The sequence below is a fragment of the Paenibacillus sp. A14 genome (genome assembly GCF_036864815.1).
GTDB lineage: Bacteria > Bacillota > Bacilli > Paenibacillales > Paenibacillaceae > Fontibacillus > Fontibacillus sanfengchensis.
In genome coordinates, this window is record NZ_JBAGJD010000002.1 from 134,655 (window position 1) to 149,395 (window position 14,741).

At 54.7% G+C, this 14,741-nt stretch carries 14 protein-coding genes; all 14 read right to left on the reverse strand.

Going from position 1 to position 14,741, the window contains the following annotated elements:
- Positions 1-143: 143 nt before the first annotated feature.
- The 14 genes from V4U88_RS05040 to spoIID all read right to left on the reverse strand — a co-directional run bounded on the left by V4U88_RS05040 (position 144) and on the right by spoIID (position 14,579).
- Positions 144-521 carry a hypothetical protein gene (locus V4U88_RS05040; RefSeq protein WP_334072177.1) on the reverse strand — a complete coding sequence of 126 codons (378 nt, stop codon included), beginning with the start codon at positions 519-521 and terminating at the stop codon, positions 144-146.
- Between the two features lie 199 nt (positions 522-720).
- Positions 721-1,842, reverse strand: a complete 1,122-nt coding sequence (locus V4U88_RS05045) for a glycosyltransferase family 4 protein (RefSeq protein WP_334072178.1) — start codon at positions 1,840-1,842, stop codon at positions 721-723.
- A gap of 112 nt (positions 1,843-1,954) precedes the next feature.
- Positions 1,955-2,725, reverse strand: a complete 771-nt coding sequence (locus V4U88_RS05050; RefSeq protein WP_334072179.1) for a WecB/TagA/CpsF family glycosyltransferase — start codon at positions 2,723-2,725, stop codon at positions 1,955-1,957.
- 6 nt (positions 2,726-2,731) lie between these two features.
- A complete protein-coding gene (gene csaB / locus V4U88_RS05055) occupies positions 2,732-3,862 on the reverse strand; it encodes a polysaccharide pyruvyl transferase CsaB (RefSeq protein ID WP_334072180.1) in 1,131 nt (376 codons plus the stop codon).
- A complete protein-coding gene (locus V4U88_RS05060) occupies positions 3,835-5,760 on the reverse strand; it encodes a DUF5693 family protein (protein WP_416367211.1) in 1,926 nt (641 codons plus the stop codon). The genes csaB and V4U88_RS05060 overlap by 28 nt, the downstream gene beginning before the upstream one ends.
- Positions 5,761-5,957: 197 nt before the next feature.
- Positions 5,958-7,676 carry a phospho-sugar mutase gene (locus V4U88_RS05065; protein ID WP_334072182.1) on the reverse strand — a complete coding sequence of 573 codons (1,719 nt, stop codon included), beginning with the start codon at positions 7,674-7,676 and terminating at the stop codon, positions 5,958-5,960.
- 52 nt (positions 7,677-7,728) lie between these two features.
- Entirely contained in the window at positions 7,729-8,151 is a 423-nt protein-coding gene (fabZ, locus tag V4U88_RS05070) for a 3-hydroxyacyl-ACP dehydratase FabZ (protein WP_334072183.1), read from the reverse strand.
- Positions 8,152-8,508: 357 nt separating this feature from the next.
- Complete coding sequence (locus tag V4U88_RS05075; RefSeq protein ID WP_334072184.1) at positions 8,509-8,712, reverse strand: DNA-directed RNA polymerase subunit beta; 204 nt, start codon at positions 8,710-8,712, stop codon at positions 8,509-8,511.
- 10 nt (positions 8,713-8,722) lie between these two features.
- A complete protein-coding gene (locus tag V4U88_RS05080) occupies positions 8,723-9,541 on the reverse strand; it encodes a flagellar hook-basal body protein (protein WP_334072185.1) in 819 nt (272 codons plus the stop codon).
- A gap of 27 nt (positions 9,542-9,568) precedes the next feature.
- Positions 9,569-10,471, reverse strand: a complete 903-nt coding sequence (locus V4U88_RS05085; RefSeq protein WP_334072186.1) for a flagellar hook-basal body protein — start codon at positions 10,469-10,471, stop codon at positions 9,569-9,571.
- A gap of 111 nt (positions 10,472-10,582) precedes the next feature.
- A complete protein-coding gene (locus tag V4U88_RS05090; RefSeq protein WP_334072720.1) occupies positions 10,583-11,581 on the reverse strand; it encodes a rod shape-determining protein in 999 nt (332 codons plus the stop codon).
- A 219-nt stretch (positions 11,582-11,800) separates the two neighbouring features.
- The gene (gene spoIIID / locus V4U88_RS05095) at positions 11,801-12,085 is read right to left on the reverse strand and encodes a sporulation transcriptional regulator SpoIIID (protein ID WP_114497259.1); all 285 of its coding nucleotides are present in this window, start codon (positions 12,083-12,085) and stop codon (positions 11,801-11,803) included.
- A gap of 209 nt (positions 12,086-12,294) precedes the next feature.
- A complete protein-coding gene (locus V4U88_RS05100; protein ID WP_334072187.1) occupies positions 12,295-13,065 on the reverse strand; it encodes a M23 family metallopeptidase in 771 nt (256 codons plus the stop codon).
- A gap of 98 nt (positions 13,066-13,163) precedes the next feature.
- Complete coding sequence (spoIID, locus tag V4U88_RS05105; protein ID WP_334072188.1) at positions 13,164-14,579, reverse strand: stage II sporulation protein D; 1,416 nt, start codon at positions 14,577-14,579, stop codon at positions 13,164-13,166.
- Positions 14,580-14,741: the final 162 nt, after the last annotated feature.

Below are 14,741 nucleotides of genomic sequence, written 5' to 3' on the forward strand. Positions count from 1 at the left end.
CCAAAAAGTCGTATAGGTTTGTTATCGGATGCCGGGAGCCATTATTTTAGGAAAATAGGTAAAATATACTTAAATTGATTGTTAAAATTTAAAAAGACCCATCCGACGTTAGCCGGAGGGCCTATTTAAGAATATCTAATGATCTATTTCGCCAGTTTAATTTCGCGAATATCCGCCTCATGCTCAAGGGAGCGGATCGATAGCTTCTCCAAAATCTTCTCGTGGCGCTCTTGTCCCTCTTTTAGGGAGGACAGCTCTCCATGGAGCTTGTGAACGTCCATACTGAGCGCATCTAGCTTCGCGTCCGTCTCATCCTGTCTGTCGCGAATCGCTCTGACGATAGCGTTGGTTTCACCAAGCTGCGTCTGCATAAGCTCCTGAGTCTCTTTTAATGACACGACATCCTTCTTCATCGTCTGCATGTCTGACTTCATCGTCTGCATGTCTGACTTCATCGTCTGCACGTCTGTTTCAATGTGATCCAACTTCTGCAAAATCTGATGGAGTAGTTGCTCGCTCATCCGAATTACTCCCTTCAAAAAAATAAACTCGTCCCATGTATTATACCCTTTTCACGGGCATAGCGGCTAGTCCATTTGCCGGTTCCCCCGGCACCATATATAGCTAAAAGCCCCGCCGCTCAATCGAGCTGACAGGGCTAGTCCATACGCCTAAAGCCTATAATAATTCATAATTATAGCGATTCGTTAAAAGCGGCAACTACTTCGAGCCACGCTCAGTGCCGGCCTTCATGCGCAGACGCGCAAAAAAGTTGAGCAGCGGGCGTTTGGTCTTGCCGATCAGGCCAATGACCTCTGCGCCGATTTGCAGGAAGAACACCATCACGCAAATGACGACGAAGGTGACCCAGTTCGCATTATACATCGCCGCCGAGGATTGGATAACCGCCAGCACGCCGAAAAATGCGGCGATCCCGTAAATGATCAGCACCGTCTGACGATGGCTGAAGCCGATTTCACGCAAGCAGTGATGCAGGTGTCCTTTGTCCGGCGAAAAAATCGGCTTCCTCTGCATCCATCGGCGCACGATGGCAAACAACGTGTCCGAAAGCGGAACACCGATGAGAATGAGCGGTGTCAGGAAGGACACGATGGCGATCTGCTTAAAGCCAAGCAGCGACAAGAGCGCCAGGCTGAAGCCGAGGAAAAGCGCCCCGGAGTCGCCCATAAATATTTTAGCCGGATGAAAGTTGAAATACAGAAAACCGATAATGCCGCCCAGCAGCAAAAGACACAGCAGGGCCACAACGGTGTTGCCCATCAAAAAGGCCATCACCGTAATCGTCCCGATAGCGATCGCTGAAACCCCCGCGGCCAACCCGTCGAGACCATCGATCAGATTGATCGCGTTGGTCACGCCGACAATCCAAAGGATCGTGAACGGGATCGCAATCCAACCTTCCACGGAAGCATACGTATGAAAAGGAATATTGGCAAATTCAATCCGAATGTCAAAACCGAAAACAACCACGCAAGCCGTGGCGATTTGAACGAGGAACTTCAGCTTGGCCGGCAGATCAAACCGGTCGTCGAACGCCCCAAGCAAAATCGTCATCGTTCCACCCACAAGAAACGCTTTGATAAAATTCACTTCGCGTACCGAAATACTGTCCGGAAGAAACGGAAGAACCAGGAAGAACGTAAGCACAAAAGACAAGAAAATCGCTAATCCACCGAGTCTCGGCATAATTGTTGTGTGCACCTTGCGGGCATTCGGCACGTCCACAGCGCCTACTTTAATCGCAAATTTCTTGACAAGCGGTGTCAATCCCAATGCTAGTACCAGCGAGACGATAAACCCGATGGTATAAATCATCCACATGTGTAATTCAACCCCCATTTGTTCTGCCGGAATGAATTATACTCCGTTTCGGGAGAAACACAAACCCCGTTTTTGAGCAATTATACGCTGTTTTGCGTAAAAACCCGGTTATTTAGCCCATTTTCGTCAGGTTTTCTCCCGCACGCAGTACGCGGACTACGAATTTCGGCAGCGCAAGCATTCTCCGGAAGCGGGTCGGCTCCGAGAGCAGGCGGTACAGCCATTCCAGCCGCATTTTCTGGAATGTGACCGGGGCCCGTTTTGTCTTGCCTGAAATAATATCCAGGCTTCCTCCGACGCCCATCATCACCGGAACTCCCAGGGCTTGCTTGTATTTTCCGATCCACGGCTCCTGAGTATCGGCGCCCCGGGCGACAAATAGCAAATCCGGCGCAGCGGCCTTAATCGCTTCGACCACTTCAAGGTCTTGATCCGGTTTGAAGTAGCCATCGCGATATCCGACAATTTCCGTCCCCGGATATTGCAATGTTAACCGCCGGGCCGCTTCCTGAATCACTTCCGGGGTTGAACCCAGCAGGTAAACCTTCCAGCGGCGGCTCTCTCCCTCCCGCATAAGCCTATGCAGCAGGTCAAACCCCGCAACCCGCTCCGTCACCGGATCGCCGCCCTTCTGTGCGGCCCAAACGAGCCCGGTTCCGTCCGGCACAACCAATTCGGCCTCCTGCATGATTTTCTTGTACGCGGGGTCTTCCATTGCGGCCATCAGCATGATCGGATTGGCCGTAATGACCTGATGGGGCTTGCGCAAACGGACCGCCTCAATCAGATACCGGACCGTGTCCTCCATGCCCAACTTGCACACGGATACACCGAAAACGGACACCGTGGGAATGGCCTGATCCTGTTTTTGTTGCGTCTCCACACTAGCTCACCCTTTGCTTCCTAAAAATTCTACGATGCGCCGCGCTGGGGTGCGGGCCTCGCGCTTCAGCTCCGAAATTTTCGGAGCGTGCGCCGTACGCCAGACATCGCCTTCCAGCAGCAGGCGCTCGGCTTGCGAGGCAACGATCCGGGGATCGAGCTCCTCCGTGGTACCGACCGGCACGCTGCCGAGGCGGCCCAGGAAATGGTCGATCTTCGGATCGTACGAAACGCCGAGCAGCGGCACTTCCTGCGAAGCAGCGTAAATGAGGCTGTGCAGCCTCATTCCGATCAGCAGGCGGCAGCGGCTCACCTCGCGAAGCATCTCGTACGGATGCTCCGTCTCCGCCGCAATACTCACGGTGCTTCCGTGTTCCGCCACATTTCCCAAGCGCTCCATGACGAAGCGCGAAGCTTCGTCGTCGCCGGGGAAATGAAACGGCAGGAACCGGATATGCACCGGCTTGCGGCGGCAGAGCGAGGCGAGGCCTTCGGCCAGCTTCGTAAGTTCGGTCCGCTCGGTGTTCCAGAAGCGGACCGATACCCCGACCACCGGCAGCTCGCCACCGCCGGTGGCAGCGCCCACAGCCCCCGCCTCCGGCAGGGCCAAGCCCATGACCGGGTCCGGAACGACCTGGACGGCCTCCTTCCGGATCCCCATGCTGCGGAGCAGTTCGGCCGATTCGATATCCCGGACCGATACATATGCGCAGCGGCGGAACACCGAAGCGATCGCCGGCCGGAATAATTTGCGGCGAACCGGCCCGATGCCCTGCGCGTATACAAAGGTCGGCTTGCCCAGCCACTGGGCGATCTTGAGAATTCCCAGATAATATGGGATCGAGCCGAGCCCGGTCGCGTCCTGCAGCAGGCTCCCCCCGCCGCTGATCAGACCGTCGCTGTTCTTAATAGCGTTCCTTACCTCTGCCAGTTTCATCCGGTGGACGGCCTGGACGCCGTAAGTTCGAGACGTCCATTCGGGATCGATCGACAATACCACCGGTGTGATGGATATTCCCGCGGTCAGGCTTTCTTCCTCCAGCGCGGACAGGATCGACTGCAGCACAGCTTCGTCCCCGCTGTTGCGGTATCCGTAATAACCGGAAAGAACTAAGGTTTGAGAAGACGCGGCGACCATTTATCCCAGCACCTTTCAATAATATGCCAGATCAGAATAGCGATCAGGCCAACAAGAAGTCCCAGGCCGAGTCCGAGCAACCCGCGGATCAAGGAGAGAACCGCCGGAGTATGAATATGCGCGAATGTGTCGACCATGGACAGTTGCCCCATCACCGCAACGATCATGGCGTAGAGCGCCCAACGATAACGGAAGGCGGCGAATACGCCGGCGATGAAGAGCGGATGCGCCAGCAAGAACTCCTTGTTGCGCGGACGAACACCGAATGTGTTTTCCAGGAAAGAGCGGAATGCCGCTTCTCCCGGCAGCAGCGTACCGGCATTCCCGGTGCGCGTCATATAATAATACGCAACGATGGCAAGCACACCAGCCGCAACCACCCAAATCAGCGTAATCGGCATACGCATCCAATTACGAAGTTCCTGCCAAACCGAGCTTCCTTGATACAGGAAAACATACATGGCCACCAGCAAAATCGGAGCCAGATGCAACAGACCTACGCCGCGGAATTGATCCAGCACAAGACTGTAAGTGATATTGTTCAGCAAAGCGATCACGAACGGAACCGCCGCCAGCGAGATAATCGCCGTTTTTACGTAAAGAACAACCGCATGCGTAGCCCGGCGTCCGGCCGACAGGCGCGGGTGGGCCTCCCTGATTTCCTTCACTTTGCGAATCGCGAGAATGGTCGCGATCGTCGGCCCGCTGATGGCCACGAACAAGGCGAGCGCCTTTTCCAGCATAGAAGGCTGCAGCACGTAAAGCCCCGCCGAACCGATCAGCCCGAGCAAAAACACCAGCAGCGTCAACGGCGCGATAAAGTAAGAGATCAGCAGAGCGATAAAGGCAACTCCGCCCAAAACGACGATGGCTTTCAAATATTTTTGCCAGGAAGCATCATGAATTTGAAACGCCTCCGCCTGCCCCGTCTCGAAGCCGTTATGCTGCATGCGCGCTATGGCCCCTTCCGGGCCTTTGAGCGCGTCGACCAGGTTATTGATCGGATTTGTAATAGCCGCTTTGGTGGCATCCTTCGACGGCGATGCGTTCAAATAAATCATCCGAATATTCCGGTCTTTGGTAGCCAGAACCAGACGGTCGGCCAATACGGCTTTATCCGATCCAGCCTCCGTATCCGCCAAGGAATGCAAGCGCACAATGTTATAATCCAACAAATAAGCCAGTTGGTTTAACCCTTTTTGCGGTGCTTTCAAGTTCTCGATAGCCGCAAGGCCAATCCCGTGTTTCCGGAGCAGGTCCGCAAAGGATTGAAGGCTGTTCTTCTCTTCATTATCCTGAAACCCTTTAACCGCTTCCCCGTCAAACAGAATCCGCTTGACTCCGTTCTCGGCGAAGAACGCCAACTGCTGATCCATCAACTCTTGATCGTAAGGAACATTGTCGGACAGGCGCGGCAAAATATTGAATCCTTTCTCCCGCAGCATATCAAATGCGATGGGATCCAGCGGCAACTGCTTCAACGCCGCTTCCTCCGCGCCCAATTGAATTACGAGCCCCCCGTGATCCTCATATTTCCATGGAGCCACGGAAACATCCAGCTTCTCGAAGGCCTCTCGGATCATCGGCCCAAGGATTTCTTCATTCTCCGGGCTGGTAAAAGCAATATACGTATAATTGCTGTCCGGAGAAACGACCGTCCGCGTCATCTTTGCCGCCTCTGCCGCGCCAAACACCATGATCCGGCGCGTCTTCGACAATTCGTCGAGCGTGCTTTCGAACATCGCCATCGTATTGACGCCGGCCTCTTTCAGCTTGTCCAGCTGTTCATCCAGGTAAGCTGCCGGATTGGCCTGATACGAGGCAATATCCAACAGCCCTCTGTAATTAAATACGATTTCCACTTTATTCGCCGACGACTCCGTTTGCACACGCTGCATAATTACGGGCAAAGACGCCACGATGCCAACAATGACCAAGATCCATAACCATTTGCGGGAAGCGTCATTCCACCGCTGCCAACTTCGAATCACAAGGGTACCTCCTCAAAAGTAAAAAAATCACGGCATGGCCCGCCCCGCTTAATAAATAAATTTCCACGGGGCGGCACCGAACTCTCCGTCAAATCCATTCAGCCTTACGCGTCTACGCGGGCGAGCACTTCGTCCTCCAACTGGGACAGACGTGCCTTGGCATCTTCATTCGACGTACCGCGAACGGCAAAATAAAATTTGATCTTCGGCTCCGTTCCCGACGGACGGAGGCAGAACCAGGAACCGTCCTCCAACAGGAACTTCAGGACGTTCTCCTTCGGCAGTCCCTCGATTCCATTCAGGTAATCCCGCACTTCCGCAACCCGGATTCCCGCCACATCTTTCGGCGGGTTGGCGCGGAAGTCTTCCATCAATGCGGTGATCTTCGCCAGTCCGTCTTTGCCTTTCAGCGTGCGGGAAGCCAGCGATTCACGGTAGTAGCCGTATTGCTGGTACAGTTCCTCCAGCACGTCGATCAGCGTCTTGCCCTGCTGCTTGTAATAGGCCGCAGCTTCGCAAATCAAGGTTGAAGCGACGATCGCGTCCTTATCGCGGGCATAGTTACCGGCCAGATAGCCATAGCTTTCCTCATAGCCGAACAAGTACGTATGCTGACCGGTTTGTTCGAATTCGTTCATTTTTTCGCCGATGTATTTGAAGCCGGTCAGGGTATTGAAGACGGCAGCGCCATAGCGACGGGCGATTTCCGCTCCAAATTCGCTGGTCACGATCGTTTTGACGACCGCGCCGTTCGCCGGCAACGCCCCTCTCTCCATCATCTGGCTCAGCACGTAATGAACGAGCAGCGAACCTGACTGGTTACCGGTCAGAATTTCATATTCCCCTTCCTTCGTACGTACAACCGAGCCCATCCGGTCGGCATCCGGGTCCGTTCCGATCAGGATGTCCGCGCCGATTTTTTTGCCCAGCTCGATCGCCATGGTGAACGCCTCGCGCTCCTCCGGATTCGGGGACTTCACGGTCGAAAAATCTCCATCCGGCTGCTCTTGTTCCTTAACGATGTGCACTTGGGTAAAACCGATTTTCTCCAGCGCGCGTCGTACCGGCAAATTCCCAGTGCCATGCAGGGGAGTGAATACAACGACGATGTCCTTGGCCGCGCCGGCCGCCATCAATTCCCGGTTCACGCTCGTATTCGCCACGGTTTCCACAAAAGCTTCATCTTCAGCTTCACCCAGCCAGACGAGAAGCCCTTTAGCTTCCGCCTCCTCCCGGCTCAACCGCTTCACTTCATTTAACGAAGTCAGCGCCTGAATGTTTCCGATCACCCGCTCGGCCTCGTGGGGAACCAGCTGTCCCCCGGAAGCGTTATAGACCTTGTACCCGTTGTATTCCGGAGGGTTATGGCTCGCCGTAATCACGATGCCTCCGGTAGCTTTCAAGCTGCGTACGGAAAAAGACAGCTGCGGCGTTGGCCGAAGCGACGGAAACAGCTTGGCGACAATTCCGTTGCCGGCCAGAACCAGCGCGGCCTCCAAGGCGAATTCCGGGGAGAAATGACGGCAATCATGGGCAATCACCACAGAAGGCTGGCCCTCTTTTCCGGCATGCTCCTCCAGGATATATCGAGCAAACCCTTGCGTAGCCCGGGCCACCGTGTACCGGTTTATCCGGTTGCTTCCGGCTCCGATAACACCGCGCAAACCGCCGGTTCCGAACTCCAGATCGCGATAGAAGCGATCTTCCAGTTCCGCTGGATTGTTGTCCAAGGAACGAAGCTCCTGTTTGGTTGCCTCATCAATGGATGGATCATTTAGCCAGCTATCCACTTTCTCTTTAATCGTTATACTCAATTCAGTCATGGTTTCAAAAAAGCCTCCTTACCGGTATCTAGATACGAATTTCAAATCCCATTTAGGATAACGCAAACATAATTTCACCCTCTGCGACAATTTTATCATCGACTTTGGCGACCGCGTGTCCCTTGCCAATCGATCCCTTCATTCGGGTAATCTCCACTTCGAGCCGGAGCGTATCGCCCGGAAAAACCTGTCCGCGGAAGCGGAAGCCATCCAGACCGGCCAAAAAGCCGATCTTCCCCTTATTGCTCTCCACGCTCAACATCGCCGCCGCGCCCACCTGGGCCAGGGCCTCCGTAATCAGTACGCCGGGCATCACGGGAAAACCGGGAAAATGCCCGGCAAAGAACGGTTCATTGACTGTCACGTTCTTGATCCCTACCGCTCTTTTGCCTTCCTCCATCTCAATAATCCGGTCCACGAATAGAAATGGCGGCCGATGAGGAATGATCTCCTGAATTTGCTTCGTATCGAGCATTATGTAATACCTACCCCTTTCCATTTGTAAGCTGTTGTAAGCTGATTTCATTTTGGTTGTTGGCCTGTTTGGGCCTCGGTCATTTTTCGTATAAAAGATACGGCGTGCGGCTACACTGATAGTATCCTCCGCATCTGCAGAAGCGGAGGTTAAGATAAGGGGCTTATCCGCAGACGGTTTACCCGCGTGCGGATCAAGCCCTTTTGATGTTCAGCGCGCACATTCCTCCATCATTATACATTTTATGACCCGAAAAAGAAAACTCCCGTTCCCGGGAGTTTCATCCAATCCATGCATTCGTTTTCTTCTATTTATAAGGCGATAAAAATCCAGCATTAATGTTCTTGGAAAAACCGGTCATGATGCAAAGACCAGATCAAAAACATGCTTCCATGTGCTCCATTGCAAAATCCCGGAAAGCTCTTGCTTACCCAGTACGACATAACCGATCGCGGCGCCCCCGACCAGAGCGATGACCAGAAACAGCAGAATCAGAAGCATCCGGAGGACGATGATCCACCCGCTGCGTTTCGCCGCAGACGAGGTATTCTCTTGGGTCATGATGGTCCACCTACCCGCGCAAGTTATTCGCCAAGCCCATCATCGTCTCGCTGGAGGTCAATGCCCGGGCGGCAAGCTGATAAGCGCGCTGCACTTGCATCATCTCAGCCATTTCATCAGTCAGATTGACGTTGGAGCCTTCCAACGCGCCTTGCCGAAGCGCGGCTTGCTGTCCCTGCGGCAGTGTCGTCGTATCCGCCAGAACATCCGCCTCAACCGCCCCGGCAGCCAAAGCATAGAGATTTCCGTCAACAGATTTCAGGGCGTCCGGACGAAGCGGCGTCATCAGTTGAAAGCGTCCGAGCGCGGTTGCCCCCGCCTCAGTCACGGCGCTAATATTGCCCCGAGGATCCACCTGCAGTTTGGCGCCGGACGGAACCGCGATGCGATCCCCATTCGCATTCAATACATAGTGCCCCAGCTTGGTAACAAGGTAGCTGGATTCCGGATCGTTCGGATCCGGCTGGATGTTGAAATCGCCTCCGCGCGTATAGGCCTTTCCTTCCGGTGTCAGTACCGCAAACAAAGCATCCCCCTCGATGGCGAAATCCGTCGGATTGCCGGTCTCTTTAATCGACCCTTGGGCAAAGTTGCTGGTAATCGAAGTTACCCGCGATCCGAAGCCCATATCGAATCCGAGGGGAGTGGCTCTCCCGGGTAAATCCATTTTGGAAATCTGTTGCTTCACCCGGGTCAGCGTATCTTCAAAAGAAGCTTCCTGTCGCTTGTAGCCCGTATTGTCCAAGTTCGCGATATTGTTCGAAATCACATCCAGGCGCTGCTGGATTCCGTTCATCGAAACCATCGCACTGATCATGGAGTTGTTCATGAGGCACCTCCTTGGTTAAAGCCTGGTTTATACGCGTCCGATTTCATTAACGGCCTTCTCCAAGCTCTTATCGTAAAATTGAATAACCTTTTGATTCGATTCGTATGCGCGCTGTGCCGCCAGCAGGTCCACCATGGCCTGGGCCGTGTCGACATTGGATACTTCAAGATAACCTTGACGTACCTGCACTCCTTCCACCCCTTGCTGAGGAAGAGGCTGAATGTCCGCAACCTCCGGATCCTGAGCTCGGAAGACACCGTTACCGTCCCGCACCAATTCTTGCGGCCGGTTGACTATGGAAACCCCAAGCGTGGCGACATCGACTCTGGCCCCAGTGTCGTCATACGTGAACAAGTTGCCCAGCGCATCGCATTGCAACTGCTCCAGCGACTGTCCTTGCGCAAGTACGATAGGGTTACCTTGGCTGTCGAGCACGCGCTGCCCGGACGAAGTCAGCAACTCACCGGTTGCGGTCACCGTAAAGTTGCCGTCCCGAGTGTAACGTACTTCATCATTATTGTCCATGACCGCAAAGAAAGCTTCCGGACGATAGATGACTTCGCCGTCTTCATTCACGTATTTCCCCGAGGCGTCGAAAGGGATCGGCTCCCCTGTCGTCGGGTCGTTTAAACTGAGGCTGGACATAAGCGCGAAATTCGAAGCCTTGCCCGTTTCACGCAAATCCCCCTGTACATAAGAAGACATGCTTTCTTCCGCAAAAACGCCCGTTGTCAATTTACCGATACGCTTGGCGTACCCGGACTGCTTGTCACCCATCAAAGAAACCAGCATATCCGGAAAAGAGCGGTTTACCGAATTCACTTGCTTGTACCCCGGAGTGTTGATATTTGCGATATTCTGAGTCACCGTGTCATGCCGCCGCTGCTCCGTGATCATCCCGGATGCCGCGGTGTAAAGCCCTCTTAACATGGACAAACCTCCAAACTAAGGTGCCGGCGAATGTTCCGGACCGGATTGATTCATACTATTTATGTCAATCGCAACTCGCGATTTCATTCGTATACCCTTTATATCGGCAGTTTAGAACTTTTTCTTAACTACCCGGTCCAAATTGTCCAGCATGATGCCTGTCCCTTTGACAACGCAGTGCATCGGATCTTCGGCGATCAAAACCGGAACGTGAAGTTCCTCGGCCAACAGCTCGTCCAATCCGTTCAGCAGAGCGCCTCCGCCCGTCAAAATCACGCCGCGGTCGATAATGTCGGCGGACAGTTCCGGCGGAGTGCGCTCCAGCACCGATTTCGCCGCAGTGACAATCGAGGAAACCGGATCGGCCAAGGCCTCCTGGATTTCGGCGGACGTCACTGTAATCGTAAGCGGCAGCCCGGATACCATGTCCCTGCCGCGGATATCCATTTCCGCCACGAGTCCGGACGGGTGAACGGTTCCGATCGCGATTTTGATATCTTCCGCGGTGCGCTCCCCGATCAACAGCTTGTACTTCGTTTTAATATATTTAATGATGGCGCCATCAAACTTGTCCCCGGCGATTTTAATGGACGAAGCCGTGACGATGTCTCCCATCGAGAGCACCGCCACATCCGTCGTCCCTCCGCCGATATCGACAACCATGTTGCCGCTCGGTTCGAATATGTCCATTCCCGCGCCAATAGCGGCGGCTTTCGGCTCTTCCTCCATGAAAACTTCTTTGGCGCCGCTGTGTTCCGCCGCTTCGCGAATCGATTTCTGCTCGACGGACGTAATGTTCGTAGGCGCACAAATCAAAATACGCGGATGGCTGTACCAGCTTCGCCCCCCCACGCGGTCAATGAAATGTTTGAGCATCGTTTCCGTAACTTCAAAATCAGCAATTACGCCGTCCCGCAAAGGACGGATCGCGATGATATTTCCCGGCGTACGGCCGACCATCTTTCGGGCTTCCTCACCGACCGCCAGCACGCGCTTCGCGTCGCTATCGATCGCAACCACAGACGGCTCGTCAAGAACGACTCCCCTTCCCTTGACATGAATCAGCACATTGGCTGTGCCCAAATCAATACCAATATCCTTGCTCATCATCACGATGCTCCCCCAAAACGTATTTTCATGGCTTAGTATATGGTAAAAGCTTCCCCGAATCACGGAGCCGATATTCGACAAAAAAGTCGCAAAAAACTGCAAAACTCGGGAACATTGGATAAAAATCCACATTCTCATACCATATTTAAAAATACCATACTTTGGGGGAGGTGTTCAATCACATTCCTTGGTTTGCAGGATAAATCATCCAATTTCTCTTTAACGGGCCGAGCTAATCACTTCCCGCTTCGATTGTCCTTTCTTCTTGTACTTGATTTTCGTCGCTTCGCCTCCCCGAAGATGCCTGATCGACTTATGATATTCGAGAATGTGCTTGACCTGGTCCGCCAAATCCGGATTGATCTCCGGCAAACGCTCGGTTAAGTCTTTATGCACCGTACTTTTCGATACGCCGAATTCTTTGGCAATGGTCCGAACCGTGTGCCGAGTTTCCACAATGCAGCGACCGATTTTTATCGTCCGTTCCTTGATGTAATCGTGCACGCTCCCGCCTCCCTACTCGAGATAGTTTGGTACATTATATGAGGGGCGTGCCTATATATTCTTTGTTTCCAAGCCTGACAAGCCCGGGCGCGGCCAATTATTTTGACAGAGGGTTTGTCCGAAAGCCCGCATTCCCGGAGAAAACGGAGCGAGCGCATGACAAAAGCGGGGAGCTCGGAGGCTCCCCGCTTTGCGGTTGATCGGCCGTATTATTGATTTTTCGGAAGCACATGGACCGGGTTAACCAGTTCCCCGTTTTCATAAACGGCAAAGTGAACGTGGTTGCCAAGGTCTTTTTCCATCTCGTTCCGGCCGGCGGTTGCAATGACGTCGCCTTGTTTTACCTCGGCGTTCAACTTCGCTTTCACCTCAGCCAAACTTTCATACACGGTCTTCAAATTGTTGGCATGCGTGATTTCTACAACGAAGCCGAGCAGTGGAACCTCTTCCACCCGGGTCACTTTTCCGCTCATCGCGGCGGTGACATCAAACGACTGGTTGTCCTCACGGGCCAAATCGATCCCGGTATTGGCGATAAACGTATCATTGTACTGGACGAGCGCAGCTTCGTGGTCTTCGGCGCTCGCTTCATTGTCGTAAAACGGTTTAACGATCGCCACTTCCGCCGCTTTCGCTACCGGCCAAGCCAAATCCTCGGCGACCGCGGTCGTTTCGACCGCTTTTCCGTTTCCGTCCTTCGTCCCTTGCGCGGTTTTATCCCCGTTCGGCAGGTCCTGACTGCCCGGCGACTCCATGGAATCCGTCACGCTGGCAGGTGTGGAATCCATCGGCTTCTGGCTGGCATCCTGGTAGACCCACACTAAGGTTAGTATAATTGCCGCTGCTGCCATGTACACCGCCGGGTAAACCCATCTCTTGGACAATAGTTTCTTCCATGCGGACGCCGGTACGACCGGTTCTCCCATTGCAATTTTAGGAGATTCCTCATGGGGTTTGTTTTTGTTGTTCTGTTCATTCATTTGCTCATCACCTCAATAACCAGTGTTACCGCGGCCCGAGCTTTTATACTTCGCTTTATATCAATTTTGAAAAATTTCTTAGAGTAAGGGAATCTAAACTATTTCAGCAGATCGGCAGCCCCTTCGAAAGAAATCCCGGTATAGTAGTGTTTGAGAATCTGGGCTGCGGTATGCCCGTTCTTGGCCATCCCGTTCGCCCCCCATTGGCTCATGCCGACGCCGTGTCCGTACCCGTAGGTCGTAATCTTCACGTTCCTGCCGTCCACGTCCAGCCTGAATTGGCTGGAGCGCAGCCCCAGCTTCTCCCGGACCTCCCGCCCGGTATAAGTTTTGCCCCCTACCAGAATTTGTTTAACACGCCTTCCCGAAGTATAGGAGAGAATGCGAAAAAGACGATCCGAGTATTCCGTTTTTTCCGTTCCGCCCCCGGAGACGGGGATAACGGGGACGGATTGGCCCAACTTGCCCAGTACCTCGCTGACGGGAAGCGTGACCGTTACTTCGTTTCTCGGATTCACCCCGGCGTCCCAAGGGCTGGCCACACTGCGAAGATAAGGCACCCGCAGCGACCAGTACTCCTCAGAATTCTCCGTATAGCCCCCGCTCGCCGAAAAAAAGGAGGCCGTAATCGGTTGTCCCTGGTAGGTCATCACGATTCCCTGTGTTTCTTGAACCGCCCGTTCCAGCCTGGCCAGTTGTTCCGTCTTCCCGTCCCGCTTCCACTTCTCCAGGGTTTTCCGGGACAGGTATGCCTGATGGTCTACCGTGTCCTTGACGTCCGCCTTGCCGCCGGGGATGCCGCTCGTATCCCGGGCTGCCAGCCGGCGGACGATAAAGGTGCGGGCCGCGACCGCCTGTGCTTTGAGCGCCTCCAGCTCAAAGTCCGCCGGCATCTCGGCCGCCAGTACGCCGGTCACGTACTGTTCGAGCGGCAGGCTTTCGACGGACCCGGTGCGCGATAGATAGACGCGCACCAGGGTCCGGCCCTCGGCGGGCGAGCCCTCCGCCGGGGCGAGCCGCTCCGCGCCCGCGCCGCCTGCGGCCGCGGGCGTCCGGGCCTGCGGCGGCTGCGCGGCCGCAGGCAGGTGCGGCGCCGGCGGCGCGCCGGTGCGGCCGGCCAGCAGCGCCGGCAGCAGCACCGCGAGCGCGGCCAGCGCCACCAGCGCCGCCAGCCCGGCGGCTAGCGCCCCGCCCTTCCTTCCGCGCCTGCGGAAGGAAGGGCGCAGCGGCGCGCCGGGCGCAAGGCGCATCCGCAGCGGAGTCTCCCCTGCTGCGGGGCCCGCGCTTGGCGGCCCGTGCGTTCCCCCGCGGGCCTCCTCCCCGGGACGGGGCTCCACCCGTGCCGGTTTCGCCTCCTCTTTGGGGACAGCAGGTTCGTCCAGCTTTACCTTAATTCTATTTTTTTCATAGATCAGTTTTTCTCGCGGTTGGACCGGATTTCCTTGCTCCTTCATCTCGCACCTCATCTCCTCCGGATTCTCGCTGCAGCGTTCTGTAGGCTCTGCTACTTCCATTGCTGCGTACATTTGCGGCAACCTAGCTTTTTTGCCGGTACTATTGAATCCCCGATATACTTATAGATATGAGTTTTATCGGATTGCTAGAACTTTTCCCGACCAATAAGCAGGAGTGCGATATGCCACCAGGGAAACTGATAGCTTTCCGCAGAAGATGAG